The organism is Pseudolabrys taiwanensis, from assembly GCF_003367395.1.
Classification (GTDB): domain Bacteria; phylum Pseudomonadota; class Alphaproteobacteria; order Rhizobiales; family Xanthobacteraceae; genus Pseudolabrys; species Pseudolabrys taiwanensis.
Window position 1 is genome coordinate 3,195,317 of sequence record NZ_CP031417.1, and the last position, 13,038, is coordinate 3,208,354.

Consider the following 13,038-nt stretch of genomic DNA (forward strand, 5'->3'; position numbering starts at 1 on the left):
GGCGAGCCTCGAAGGATCTGTGAATCAGAGATCCTTCGAGGCTCGCCTTCGGCGCGCACCTCAGGATGAGGGGAGAGGTCGTCTAGCCGACCGTCAGCGCCACGCGTCCGAGATCGCCGAAATCCGCGACGTAGTCCCCCGCCTTCAACGGCAGCGGCACCGTGCAGGTGCCCGTGGTGACGATCTGGCCGCGCCTCAATCCGCCGGCCGGCAACGGCTGCGCATTGGCGAGCGCCACGACGCCCCGAAGCGGATCGCCCAGCACCTTCGCGCAAGGACCGCGCCCGATTTCGAGCCCGTTCAGCCGCAGCACGACGTCGCGGCCGCGCAGATCGATGTCGCGCCAACCGTAGACGGGCGCACCGGCCACGAAGGCGCCGTTGCCCATGTCGTCGGCGAGCTTGAGCAGGTCCCGCGCCTCCGCCGGCCAGCGGCCGTCCGCGATTTCCATGGCGGGGACGATCGCCTCGATCGCGGCCTCGATCTCGGCCCGCGCATAGAGCACAGCGCGCGGCGGCAGATCGCGTCCGAGCAGAAACGCGATTTCGCATTCGAGCAGCGGCACGATGAATGCGTTCAGCGCCATGCGCGCCAGCGTGTGATGAAAGAACGGCGCGAACAGCGGCCCCGCAACCGGGCGGTCCGTTGCGTAAAGCCGCTGCTGTTCCGGCACCAGCGCCGACACTTTCCACCCCTGAACCGCACCTTGCGTCGCGGCCAGCGCATCATGCACGCGATAGGCGTCGACGACCTCATGCACCGTGCCGTCGTCGTCCGACAGCGCCAGCGGCTGAGACGTCGCGCGTGCCCGGGCAAGCTTGGCGGCGATCCCGCTCATTGCCCGGAATTGGGGCTGAAGAACTTCGCGAACTTGTCGGGCACGCCATCGAATTCCTTGGCGTCGGCCGGCGGTTCTTTCTTGTCGGTGATGTTCGGCCATTTCGGCGCATATTCGGCGTTCACCTCGAGCCACTTTTCCAGGCCCGGCTCGGTGTCCGCCTTGATGGCCTCGGCCGGACATTCCGGCTCGCACACGCCGCAGTCGATGCATTCGTCGGGATGGATGACGAGCATGTTCTCGCCTTCGTAGAAGCAATCGACGGGGCAGACCTCGACGCAGTCCATATATTTGCACTTGATGCAATTTTCGGTGACGACGTAGGTCATGCCCCCTCCCGCGTTGGCTCGAGCCCCAGGAACTGCATCATCAGCGCAAGCTGGCTGTTGAGCATATGAATGCCGAAGTGGATTTTGTGGCCGCGCGCCTTCGCGGCGATCAGCAAAGGCGTCATGTCCGGCTTCATGACGACCTCTGCCACCAGCGCGTCGCGGTCGACGCTGCCAAGATCGAACGAATGCCCGTCCGTCGGCTCCAGCCCGAGTGAGGTGGCGTTGACGGCGACGTCATGGCCGGAGGCATTGGCGCTGCCGAGGCGCACGTCACAGGCCGGAAACGCGGCCTTGACGCCCGCCGCCAGCTTTTCCGCCTTGGCGCGCGTGCGGTTGTGCAGCGTGAGGGCGGCCGCGCCGCTGCCGGCGAGCGCGTAAGCGAGCGCCGTACCAGCCCCTCCGGCTCCGGCGAGATAGAAGCGGCGGCCTTCGACTTTGTGGCCTTCGTTTTGCAGCCCCCGGACAAAGCCGCGTCCGTCGAGCAAGGTACCGACGAAGCGGCCATTCTTCTCGCGCCGCACCGTGTTGACGACGCCGGTATGCACGCCGTCGCCTTCGACCGCATCGCACAACTGCCTGGCTTCGCCCTTGTGCGGCGCGGTGACGATGAAACCGTCGAGATTGACCATCGATTTGAGCCCGGCCCAGCCGCGCGGCAGGTCGTCCCGGCCGATGTGAATCGGCAGGCAGACAGCATCGATTTTGCGCGAGGCGAACCAGTCGTTGAAAGCCATTGGCGTGCGCACATGCGCGATCGGATCGCCGATGATGGCGTAGAGGCGTGTCGTCCCGGTGATCATGGCCGTTTCTTTAACTATCTAGTTAGATAGCATACGGCGCGGGCGCCCGCTGTCAATCGGATCGTGGCGCGGTGGCGCAGGTAGGAAGTGGTTGCCCGCTTTCGTTTGGGCGGCCGCGAGCCGGCGGACGTGATCAGGATGCGCAGGTTCTCCCGCTACGACCCGATCCGGTTCGACCTCCTTCTGCGCCCTCATCGGACTCATTCATCCGCCGAAGGCATGAATCCGTTCGCAATCAACGCGGGCCCCGAGACCATCACGATCTTTGATCCACAAGAGCTCGACGCGGTTTCTGTCACGCCGCTCGTTCTGATCGCGCTTCATCGCCCGCACGTAAATCGTTCTATGGCGTCACAGCCAAGCAAACAGCTGCCTCGTGCGAACAACTGCCGCAGGCAAGATGGTGACGGTGAGGGCTAGACTAGAACGATAAACGCCATCGACGGGGGAAAAAGAATATGATCGAAGCACTGCCGCCCATCAATGTTGGGCAACTCGGCGATGCCCTTCTGAAACATTTGCTTGGGACCGATACGCCGGTGATTCTGGAGATCGGCGCAAACGATGGCAGTCACACGGTGCAGTTCGTCGACTTGTTTCCGAAAGCGACGGTCTACGCTTTCGAGCCCGACCCTCGTGCTTTGGCGAAATTCAAGGCCCGTGGTCAGCACCCTGGAGTCCATCTGTTTGAAGTGGCCCTCGGCCGGATAGACGGTGAAGCTGACTTCCATGTCAGCAGCGGAGCGCCGGAAGGCCCGCCGGAGAAAATCGCCGAGAGATACCCACAAGGCTGGGATCAATCCGGTTCGCTAAAGGCTCCGAGAAACCACATAGCTGCATTTCCATGGGTAAAATTTGAAAACACCATCAAGATTCCGACGAGGAGTCTGGATGCCTGGGCGCGCGAGCACGGCATTGGCACGGTCGATCTCATCTGGGCGGACGTGCAAGGCGCTGAGGGCGATCTTATCGCCGGCGGCAGCGAAACCCTCGCGCAAACACGATATTTCTATACTGAATACAGCAATGATGAAATGTATGAGGGGCAGCCGAGCTTGGCGCAGCTCGTCGACATGCTGCCGAGTTTCTCTATTTTTCGCCGCTACCAATGGGACGTTTTGTTCGAAAACACGACGATGAATTCGAACTAACTTGTGCGTTCGCTCGGTCCACGCGCCGCCGGAAAAGGCATCGCTGACTTGACGTTCGGACTTGATGGTGCGGCTGTCGCTCCGGCAAAATCCGGCCCTTCGGGTTTGCGACCGAGGCCGCCCGCCTGCCCGATCAGCCACGCCAACAGGCCGCCGAGTTGCTGTCGCACACTTTGATCATTGCTCGTCAGATAAAGCGCGCTGATCGTTCGGCGATGGCGTCTTGCGGAGTGGATCGGTCCCGAACATGCTCCGATCTTACCGTAATGTATTGCGATTCTTCCGACAGGACTGCGTAGGGCGTGCGCAACGACTGCTGCCACTTCTGCATGAAGGACAAGAGCGTATTCTTGCGCAGATCGAAGTCCGCCCTTGTCTCGGCATGGTCGATGCTGCCGAACCGATAGATCGACCGGTAGCTTCCCCGAAGCTCTTGCGAATGGGGGATCGTGTGCAGGAGCGCGGTCGGAAGATAGACTTCGGCGAGGGCGTTTGCGCGCAGGCGAATATAAAAGTCGCTGTCGTCGAAACCGTACCCGCTGAGCCATTCGTGATAGCCGCCGATCGTCCGCCAATGATCTTTGAGGAAGATCGCCTCGCCGTTGGGTACCGACGTCTGAAAGTGACCGCGATAGAAGCAACCGGTGAGATCGATCTTTTCTAGGCAACGCTCATCGTCGAGGACGATGTCCGAGTCGAGCTTGAGGATCCGTTCGTTCGTGGCGAAATCGATGCCAATGTTGGTGGCATGACCTATCCGCCAATCGACCGCGCCCTCAACCCGAACGAGTTTCACCTTATCGGCGGCGGAAAATTCCTCGAGTTTGATCGGGTGATCGCTGCCGTAATCAACAATGACGATTTCAGAAATAAGATGGGCCCGCTGCCAGCTAGGCAGCGCCTGTTTGAGATGCTCCAGCCGATTGCGATTGGGCGTCACAATGGAGAACATAATTCCACGACTTCAGCAGACCTTCGTGTGCGAGGTCCCGCGAAGCAGGTTGCGGACAGGCAAAACGCCGTGCCGCTAACGCTACCGCGTCGAAACTCCGCGCACTCGCGCATTTCCAAGTTGCCGCCACCATGCCGGCGGGCCGTATGAAACTAAAAATTGCGAAACAGTCAATGGGCAACCTGGTTCTTACTTACGTCGCCGCAATGGAATTGGCGCCCGTTCGACGGCCCCAAACAATTCGAAATGGCCGCTGGTACAGGCCACGCGTCGCGCTCGCCGAAGGAAGCTTGTGGGCACTAAGGACGCATTATAGAGATCGGCAGGAACGAGCCATGCTTACGTCTGCACAATCCCTTATTCCCGGAACACTCTTCGTTGCCGGCGCGATCATGATGGTCATTGCTCACCGCAGCGGCAAGATGGAGCGTGACATCAATCGCATATCGATTTTCGATCTGTCGCCGCGGGCAAAGAACTTAATTGGCCTGTTGTTGCTCTTCTTCGCCGTCGTCATTCTCGGCGCCGAGCTTTTACGGCACTAAGAACGTCATATCGAGCTAAGCCTCTCAAGTCCGAAAGCAGAACGTCGCCTCTCGGTCCTTAAGACACGCAGAGGCCGACTACGGTCCCCAAATCCATTACTCCGCCGTATCGCTTGCCAGACCGCAGAACTGCCGAAGGTTGAGAACGTCAAGCTGAGTGGGCAAGCGGCCGAAGATCCCGCCCCTTCGCGCTGGCCGGCCGGGGCAGTGCCCCGGCCGCTCTGAAAGGAGGTTACGCGGCGAATCCGCTGTACCGAAGACATGGTCGCAGACGCTGTCGGTACATGCGCCGTGGCGACCGCAGCCGATTGCCGGCATCCCCAAGGCGCTGGGCCCGCCAAGCTGACCACCGCGCAACGGCACCGCTCACAACGGATCGGTCAGATCTTTATGTTCGCAACCTGGATAGCCATCCGCCACTGCGCGATGTCTTCCGCCATGGTGCGTTTGAACTCGGCGGCATCCGACCCGATCGGATCGACGCCATAGGTGTCAAACCGCTCCAGAATCGTCTTCTCCTTGACGGCGTTCTGCGCCTCGCGCGCCAGCAGCATGATGATCGGTTCCGGCGTGCCGGCCGGCGCAATCAGGCCGTTCCACGTCTCGGAACGGAAGCCGGGATAGCCCGATTCCGCGATCGTCGGCACGTCCGGCAACTTTGCAGCGCGCTTTAGCCCGGACACCGCGAGTGGCCTCAGGCCCTTGCCAGCGTGCGGCAGGCCCTCCGACAGGTTTCCGAAGTACACCGGCACCTGATTGGCGAGGACATCCGATATCGCCGGCGCTCCGCCTTTATACGGCACATGGATCATATCGAGGCCGGCCTTCTGCAGGAACAACACCATCGTCAGATGACTGACGCTACCGGTGCCGCCCGAGGCGTAGGCCACTTTGCCAGGGCGCGCCTTCACGTACTCGACGAATTCCTTGATCGTCTTCGGCTCGAACTGAGGATTCGCGACCAAGCAGAACGGATTGCTCGCGATGTTGCTGATCGGCGCGAAATCCCTCTCCGGATTGTAGTTCGTCTGCTGCAGCACCGGCAAAATGGCAATCTGCGGCAGCGCCGCAACCATCAACGTGTAGCCATCGGGCGCCGACCGAGCGACCGCTTCGGACGCGACAATGCCGCCGCCGCCGAGACGGTTCTCGACGACGAACGGCTGGCCGAGCTTCGTGCTGAGATACTGGCCGACAAGCCGGCCAATGCCATCGGTATTGCCGCCGGGCGCGAAGGGCACGATCAGCTTCACCGGCCTTTCCGGCCAAGCCGCAGCGGATGCGCGCCAACTGCTGGCGCCAAACGCCAGCGCTGCGGCCGCGAGCGTTGTGAATTCACGTCGTGTCGTCATGTCTCGTTCTCCTCGTTGTTTTCGAGCACATTGGCGCACGACAGGCTGAAACCCGGAAAGAACCTGTCTTTGCGAATGGATAGTTTGTTTTCGTCTTCCTCTCGGTCCTCAGGCGACCTGTTCGGCGGCACGCAGCCCCTCGAACATGGCCGTGCGCATCAAGAAAGCGCGCGCTTTGGCCGGATCGGCCACCGTCTCGCGCATCTCCTGCATCCGCTCGTCGCGCTTCTGCGGGTCTTTCTCTTCCAGAATTCGCTTGTTCTGGATCGTCATCGCCTGCAGGAAGGCGTTGGCCACATAGCGGCGTTGGCGATCATAGAGGTCGAGCAGGTCCTCGCTTTCACCCTTGAGCACCCGCGCGAGCTTGTTCGCGAGGCTGACGGCGTCGTGGATGCCGAAATTCATGCCCATGCCGCCGAGCGGATTGTTCACATGCGCGGCGTCGCCCGCGAGCAGCGCTCGGCCGACGCGGTAGGTCGCCGCGACGCGCTGGTGGACGGTGTAAAGGTTGGTGTGGACGATCGGGTGAGGCTCCGCGCTCGGGACAAAGGCCCGTAGCCGCCGTTCCGCATTGGTGTAGTCCAACAGATCTTCCGCCGCGGCTTCCGGCTCGGTTGGAAAGACAACGCGCCATACGCCGGGCGGCCCTTTACCTGGGACCTTGAACAGCGCGCACCATTCGCGCGGGTCCGATACGTAGCAGCTGTAAGCAAAGCCCAACTGCTCGAAGTCGGTTGTGGTCGTGACGACGAGAAAGCGTTCCTGATAGGTGAACCCTGCGAAATCGATATCCTGCGATTTCCGCACGACACTGCGGCCGCCATCGGCACCGACGACATAGCTGCCTCGATACGTGCGGCCTTCGGAGGTGGTGACGGTGACACCATCCGCCGTCTGGTTGACGGTTTCGACGTTGGCCCCGTACTCGATCGCAAAAATGTTCGAGGTCGACAGCATCTCGGCCAGCACCGCCACCAGCTTGTGCTGCTCGCATTGCAGCCGGTACGGATACGGCGTGATGTCGCTGAGGATGCCGAGATCGAACTCCGCGATCACTCCCTCGTCGCGTCCGCGAAACTGCCAGCGCGGGCAGAGGATGCCGAGTTCGTGAAGGCGTTTCGTGACGCCGCTCTCCGCGAACATCTCCATGGTCGGCGGATGAAATGTCGCCGCGCGCGGGTCGTCGTAAAGTCCCGTGCGGCTCTCGAGCACGGTGACCGGCACGCCGGCGCGCGTGAGGAACAATGCGGCTGTCAGACCGGAAGGACCGGCTCCAACGATGATGACGCGCGAACTTTCCATTGGCGGACTAGAACTCCTCGAGGATGCGGCCGCGTCCGTAGACGCGATCCTCGATGCCGCAACGGCGCAACGCGTCCCAATAGGTGACAACGTTCATCGACAGGACGGGCTTTTCCAGCCAGCGCTCGGCGTCGGCGGCCACCGCCGCGTTCGCGAGGTTCGTGCCGACCTGCAGGATCGCATCGATGTCGTTGCCGTTGATCTCGGTGAGGAGTTGACGCAGCTGCGGCGGCTGCACCTGGGCGATGGCGAAAGGCGAAGCGCACCTCATGCCGACCAGACGAACGATTTCGAATCCGGCCTCGACCAGATAGGCACGGACCGTCTCGTCGCCCTTCGGCTGATGCGGCGTGAGCACAGCGATACGCTTCGCGCCGAACTTGCGCAGCGCCGCGGCCGCCGATGTCGAGCCGATGGAAACGCCGACGCCGGCGCGCTCGGCCAAGCTTTTTTGCAGCGCCTCCGCGCCGGCGACGCCGCCGGTGAAAGCTTCGATGGCGACGCCCATGATCACGTGATCCGGCGCGCAGGTCATCACCTGATCGATCGCCGGGCCGATGCCTTCGCGCATCGCCTGCACGTGCGCCAGGAAGCCCTCGTCGCTCGCCTGGATCGGCCGCTCCTTGAGCGTTAACCGCGCGACATGGTTGGTGACGCCGCGCGGCCGCAGATCCTCGCATTCCGGGCCGACGATCGTGTTGGTCGACGGAACGACGATGCCAATCTTCTTACGATAACCAAGCGCATCCACTGATCTACCCCCTCAATGAACGTCGACGGCTGCCGACGATGTTAGAAGCCCTTGCCGATCCGCGAAATCTCAATTTTGGAAATCCAGATTCCGTGCTTTGCGAAACCGGTTCAGGCGGCATTTTTCGGCTCCGGCCGGTAGCGGCCGGATGGCCCTTGCCCGCGGCGATAGACCAATAGCGTGCGGCGGAAGGAGATGATGATGTCGCCGTTCTGATTGTAGCCGATCGTTTTGACCGTCAGGACGCCGACATCGGGCCGTGATTTGGACTCGCGTTTGTCGACGACTTCGCTTTCGCTGTAGACCGTGTCGCCTTCGAACAAGGGATGCGGCATGCGCACCTCGTCCCAACCGAGATTGGCGAAGACGTTCTGCGAAATGTCGGAGACGGTCTGCCCCGTGACCAAGGCGATGGTGAAACACGAATTCACCAACGGCCGACCGAATTGCGTCTGGCTCGCGTAATTTACATCGAAGTGGAGCGGCGCCGTGTTCTGCGTCAGTAGCGTGAACCAGGCGTTGTCGGTCGCCGTCACGGTCCGGCCGAGAACGTGCTTGTAGATATCGCCGACGGCGAAATCCTCGAAGAAACGGCCGGTCCAGCCGGGCTTCACATGCGTGTCGGGCATGGCGCTCGTCATCGGTTGCTCTGCCCGCCGTCGAGGTCGATCACCGTTCCGCTGAGATAGGATGCCTGCGGCGAAGCCAGCATGACGGCCAGCTCCGCGACTTCCGCGGCCTCCGCCAAACGGCCGAAGGGCAAGCCCGAAAGCCCCTCCTGCCATCGCTCCTCGTCACCGGTGTTGTCTTTCGCCTTCTTGCGCATGAGGCTCTCGATACGGTCGGTGCGTGTCGCCGAGGGATTGATCCCGAGCACACGCACATTCCAATCGACGCTCTTCGCGCCGACCGCGCGGGTGAAAGCGATCAGCGCGGCGTTGCCGGCCGAGCCGCAGACATAGTCCCAGCGCGGCTGCTGACCGGCCATGCCGATGATATTGACGACGACGCCGCTGCGCCGCTCTTTCATGGCGCGAAGGTAGAGCTGCGTCAGGTGGATGTAGCCGAACACCTTGAGCTGCCAGCTGTCCGTCCAGGTCGACAGGCTGAGATCGAGCAGGTTGCCGCCCGGAATGGCGCCGGCATTGTTGACGAGCACATCGACGTTCGGAAAGGCCGCGAACAGCCGTTCGCGATCGGCAGCGGCGCCTAGATCACCCGCAAACAAATCCGCGTCGACTCCGCCGGCTGTGAGCTTGTCGGCGGCCGCCTTCAACCGGGCCTCGTCGCGCCCGGTGACGATCACCTTGGCGCCTTCGGCGGCGAAACTCTCGGCGCAGGCAAGACCGATGCCTTTCGACGCGCCGGTGACGAGCACCGTGCGACCCTTAAAATCGAGGTTCATGTCACACCTTTGCGGGCGCGGGCACTGCCGCCATGTACCAGTCGGCGAGCTCCGACCCGGTGAAGAAGCCGACGTCGGAGGACGCCGTCAGGAGATCGAGCATGGACTCGAGTTCGTGGATGCGATGCGGCACCGAGATGAGATGCGGATGCAGACCGATGGCGAAGACGATTGCACTGTCGCGGCATTCGCGCTCGAAGCGGCGGAAGGTGAACTCGACGCGTTTGGCCATCTCGCCCGTCGCATGGCGCTCGATCGCGTAAATGATCGAGTCGTTGATCTCGAGATTGTACGGCATGGCGATGAGCGGCTGCGTCGTCGTGCGCATCCAGGACGGGCGGTCGTCCACGACCCAGTCGCACACGTAATCGACGCCGTTTCGCTTGAGGATGTCGGCGGTATCGACCGTTTCGCGCAGGCCCGGCGACAGCCAGCCGCGCGTCGGCTTGCCCGTGAAGTCCTTGAGCTTGTCGAGGCACGCGCGAATGAGCCCCTCCTCGCCGCCCTCGACGTGATTGATCGCCTTCTGGTGCATGCCGTGGCCGATGAATTCCCAGCCCGCGTCGCGCATGGCAATCGCCGCCTGCGGGTAGGCATCGATCACGCCGGCATTGAAACTGGTCGACGCCGGCAGGCTGCGCGACGCAAAGGCCTCGAGGATTCGCGGCAGCCCGGCGCGCATGCCGTAGTCCGCCCACGAGAAGTTCGGCACGTCCGGCACCGTCTCGCGGCCGTGCGGCGGGGTGACGATGGTGCGCGGCATCGGCTGGTCGAACTGCCAGTTCTCAACATTGACCACGAGGTGCACGAGGATGCGTTTGCCTTTGAGCGGCGGCAGCGGCGCGCGCCTGGACGACAGCTGATACGGGATACGCGGATTGGCCATGACTTCTCGCTTTCAGTGATGCTCGGCGACTTTGATGTCCGCCATGATCTCGGCTTTGTACGCGGTGAAATCCGCGCCGGTGAGACTGGCGATGGAGCGCGGGCGCGCAAGCTTGATCGGGATGGTGCGCGCGATGCGGCCGGGACGGGCCGACATGACGCAGACCCGATCCGACAACAGGATGGCTTCGTCGATATCGTGGGTGACGAACAACACGGTCGTCCCGAGCGACTGCCAGACGTCGAGTAGAAGCTGCTGCATCGACAGCCGTGTCTGCGCGTCGAGCGCGCCGAACGGTTCGTCCATCAGCAGCGCCCGCGGATTCATGGTCAACACGCGGGCAATGCCGACGCGCTGGCGCATGCCGCCGGAAAGCTGCACCGGCAGCGCATCGGCGAAGCCTTCGAGGCCGACGACCTTCAACAGCTTGCGGGCGCGCTCCTCATATTCGGCGCGCGGCAGGCCTTGCACGCGCGGACCGAAGATCACGTTTTCCCAAACGCTCAGCCAGGGAAACAGCGCGGCCTCTTGGAAAACGACGCCGCGATCCGGCCCGGGACGCGTGACCGCCTTGCCGTCGAAAAGCAGGCTGCCCGAACTGACTGTCTCAAAGCCGGCGAGCAAATTGAGCAGGGTGGACTTGCCGCAGCCGGACGGCCCGAGCAGCGCGACGAACTCGCCCTCGTTGACCGTCAAACTGACGTCGTCGAGCGCGTGGACGATCTTCTGTCCGTAGTAAACCTTGGAGACGTGATCGAAGGTGATCGTGCTCATGCGCCGCTCACGCCTGGAAGGATTGCAGGCGGCGCCACGTCAGGACCCAGCGCTCGATCTGCACGATGATGTAGTCACTGAGGAAACCGAGCAGGCCGATGGAGACCATATCGGCGATCACCACGTCCATGCGGCCGACGTAATAGGCGTCCCACAGCACGTAACCGAGGCCCGACTTCACCGCGACCATTTCCGCGACGATGACCGCCGTCCAGGCGATGCCGAGCCCGATGCGCAGACCGGTGAAGATCGAGGGTAGCGAGGCCGGCAGCACGACACGGCGCAACACGGTCCACCGGCTCGCGCCCATCATCAGCGCAGCGCGGATGAGATTGCGCTCGACGTCGCGCGCGCCCTGGGCGGTGTTGACTACGATCGGATAAAAAGCGCCGAGCGATATGAGGAAGATCGCGCCGACATCCTGAATGCCGAAGATGGCAATCGAGAAAGGCAGCCACGCCGTAATCGGAATCGGCCGCAACAACTGAATCGTGGGATCGAGCGCGCCCGACGCAAGCCTGTTCCAGCCGATGGCGATACCGACCGGCACGCCGACGACGATAGCGCTGATGAAGCCCTTGCCGACGCGCTCGGCCGAGAACAGCAAATTGGCAAGCCAAGTACCGCTATACGCATTGAAGCCGCCGCTCGGACCGAAGGCCCATACAACCCAGGCTTTCCAGACGCGATCCGGCGTCGGCAGGACGCCGCCGAACAGCGAGCCGCCATGCCCGGCCATCTGCCAGATCGCGATCACCGCGACCGGCAGGATGACGGCGAGCACGCCTTGCTGGATGCTCCGTGCGACCGCGAGCGAAAGCCCGAGGCGAGGCGCGGGTATCTCGCGACTCGCCGGGGTGCTGGCGCGTGCCGGCTCGCTCGGGCTCGACATGGGCCTTATGCTCCTCCGCCGGCCCCTGAAGGGCAAGTGGCGCGATCCGCCCTCACTTGCCCAGCGCCTTCTCGACGAAAGATGCATCCCAGGCGGAGTCCACTTGGCCCGAGACGTCCTTCTGGATCACGCCCAGATCGGCGAAGGCTTTTGCCTGACGCTTGATCTGGTCCGGCGAAACGACCTCGCCGAGCGTGATCACGGCGGAGGCTTTCGCCGCGATGTCCGGCGCCATCCCGGACAGTTGCGCATAAGCTTCGGCGAACTTCTTCGGATCCTTCTTTAGCGCTTCCTGGGTCTTGAGATAGGTCCACACGAAGCGCTCCACCGCGGCACGTTTGCTCTCGACGGCCTGTTTGGAGGCGACCAACAGACCGAGCTCTGCGCCGACCGCCTTCGAAGAACCGTATTCGAGGTTCTTGGCGAAATAGCCGTAACCGTCCATCACCGGGATCGACTCGAACGGCTCCCAAGTGACGATGCCGTCGACCTCACCCTTCTTGAGCGCTTGATCGAAGTTCGCGCCGCCGCCCTGAATGTTGATCGCCTGAAAGCTGTTATAAGGGATGTTCTTTTCGACGAGCGTCGCGGCGAACTGGAACCAAACGGCAGAACCCGGCGCAATGGCGATCTTCTTACCCTTCAGATCGTCCCACGAATCGAACTTCACACCGTTGCGGCCGATCACGTACTTGAGCGACGAGCCGACACCCATCAGCCCGACGACGTTCGTCGAGCCCTGCGCAAGCGCGATCGCGAGGTCCGCGGGGCCGACGGAGGCAACGTCGAGAGAACCGGCGAGCAGCGCGGTTCGCGCATCGGCATAGCGGACGAATTCAACAAGCTTGAGATTGACACCGAGCTTCTTGAGGTCGTCGGCGATCAAAATCATCGGCGCGAGATGGCCAACCTTCTGATAACCCACGGTCAGCTCGACCGGCGGCGAGAGCGGCGCCGGTTCCGGACCGACCGCGTTGGCACGTAGCGGCAGCATTCCCACTGCCGCCACCACGAGACTAAACATCGTCACAAGCTTCTTAGAGAATTGCATGGTCACC

Annotated in this window: 15 protein-coding genes; 2 read left to right on the forward strand and 13 right to left on the reverse strand. The window is 62.6% G+C overall.

The window, feature by feature from the left end:
* Window positions 1-82 precede the first annotated feature (82 nt).
* From DW352_RS15285 to DW352_RS15295, 3 genes are read right to left on the reverse strand one after another with little or no spacing between them, the layout of a single operon-like run.
* On the reverse strand, window positions 83-838 hold the full coding sequence (locus DW352_RS15285) for a 2-keto-4-pentenoate hydratase (RefSeq protein ID WP_162826988.1): 756 nt from the start codon (window positions 836-838) through the stop codon (window positions 83-85).
* Entirely contained in the window at window positions 835-1,167 is a 333-nt protein-coding gene (gene fdxA, locus DW352_RS15290) for a ferredoxin FdxA (RefSeq protein ID WP_115692145.1), read from the reverse strand. Before fdxA ends, DW352_RS15285 begins: the two co-directional genes overlap by 4 nt.
* Window positions 1,164-1,970 (reverse strand): shikimate dehydrogenase family protein, encoded by an 807-nt coding sequence (locus DW352_RS15295; RefSeq protein WP_115692146.1) that lies wholly within the window; start codon window positions 1,968-1,970, stop codon window positions 1,164-1,166. Before DW352_RS15295 ends, fdxA begins: the two co-directional genes overlap by 4 nt.
* A gap of 458 nt (window positions 1,971-2,428) precedes the next feature.
* On the opposite strand from DW352_RS15295, the gene DW352_RS15305 reads away from it, so the two are divergent.
* Window positions 2,429-3,121, forward strand: coding sequence for an FkbM family methyltransferase (locus DW352_RS15305; protein WP_115692148.1), 693 nt, complete (start codon window positions 2,429-2,431; stop codon window positions 3,119-3,121).
* Window positions 3,122-3,308: 187 nt separating this feature from the next.
* Here DW352_RS15305 and DW352_RS15310 read toward each other — a convergent pair whose 3' ends face one another.
* The gene (locus DW352_RS15310) at window positions 3,309-4,073 is read right to left on the reverse strand and encodes a glycosyltransferase family 2 protein (protein WP_115692149.1); all 765 of its coding nucleotides are present in this window, start codon (window positions 4,071-4,073) and stop codon (window positions 3,309-3,311) included.
* Between the two features lie 173 nt (window positions 4,074-4,246).
* Between DW352_RS15310 and DW352_RS26845 the strand changes: the two genes are divergently transcribed.
* Window positions 4,247-4,618: a hypothetical protein gene (locus DW352_RS26845; RefSeq protein WP_162826989.1), complete on the forward strand. Its 372-nt coding sequence runs from the start codon at window positions 4,247-4,249 to the stop codon at window positions 4,616-4,618.
* Between the two features lie 380 nt (window positions 4,619-4,998).
* Here the strand turns inward: DW352_RS26845 and DW352_RS15320 are convergent, their stop codons facing one another.
* From DW352_RS15320 to DW352_RS15360, 9 genes are all read right to left on the reverse strand, one after another.
* Window positions 4,999-5,970 (reverse strand): Bug family tripartite tricarboxylate transporter substrate binding protein, encoded by a 972-nt coding sequence (locus DW352_RS15320; protein WP_115692151.1) that lies wholly within the window; start codon window positions 5,968-5,970, stop codon window positions 4,999-5,001.
* Between the two features lie 108 nt (window positions 5,971-6,078).
* Window positions 6,079-7,272, reverse strand: a complete 1,194-nt coding sequence (locus DW352_RS15325) for an FAD-dependent oxidoreductase (RefSeq protein WP_115692152.1) — start codon at window positions 7,270-7,272, stop codon at window positions 6,079-6,081.
* 7 nt (window positions 7,273-7,279) lie between these two features.
* Complete coding sequence (locus tag DW352_RS15330; protein ID WP_115692153.1) at window positions 7,280-8,023, reverse strand: maleate cis-trans isomerase family protein; 744 nt, start codon at window positions 8,021-8,023, stop codon at window positions 7,280-7,282.
* 110 nt (window positions 8,024-8,133) lie between these two features.
* On the reverse strand, window positions 8,134-8,664 hold the full coding sequence (locus DW352_RS15335) for a MaoC family dehydratase (RefSeq protein ID WP_210209840.1): 531 nt from the start codon (window positions 8,662-8,664) through the stop codon (window positions 8,134-8,136).
* Window positions 8,661-9,428 carry a short-chain dehydrogenase/reductase gene (locus DW352_RS15340; protein ID WP_115692154.1) on the reverse strand — a complete coding sequence of 256 codons (768 nt, stop codon included), beginning with the start codon at window positions 9,426-9,428 and terminating at the stop codon, window positions 8,661-8,663. The genes DW352_RS15335 and DW352_RS15340 overlap by 4 nt, the downstream gene beginning before the upstream one ends.
* Before the next feature lies 1 nt (window position 9,429).
* Window positions 9,430-10,314 (reverse strand): polysaccharide deacetylase family protein, encoded by an 885-nt coding sequence (locus tag DW352_RS15345; protein WP_115692155.1) that lies wholly within the window; start codon window positions 10,312-10,314, stop codon window positions 9,430-9,432.
* Between the two features lie 12 nt (window positions 10,315-10,326).
* Entirely contained in the window at window positions 10,327-11,088 is a 762-nt protein-coding gene (locus DW352_RS15350) for an ABC transporter ATP-binding protein (RefSeq protein WP_115692156.1), read from the reverse strand.
* 7 nt (window positions 11,089-11,095) lie between these two features.
* Window positions 11,096-11,980 carry an ABC transporter permease gene (locus DW352_RS15355; protein WP_115692157.1) on the reverse strand — a complete coding sequence of 295 codons (885 nt, stop codon included), beginning with the start codon at window positions 11,978-11,980 and terminating at the stop codon, window positions 11,096-11,098.
* 52 nt (window positions 11,981-12,032) lie between these two features.
* A complete protein-coding gene (locus tag DW352_RS15360; protein WP_210209841.1) occupies window positions 12,033-13,031 on the reverse strand; it encodes an ABC transporter substrate-binding protein in 999 nt (332 codons plus the stop codon).
* Between the last annotated feature and the right edge of the window lie 7 nt (window positions 13,032-13,038).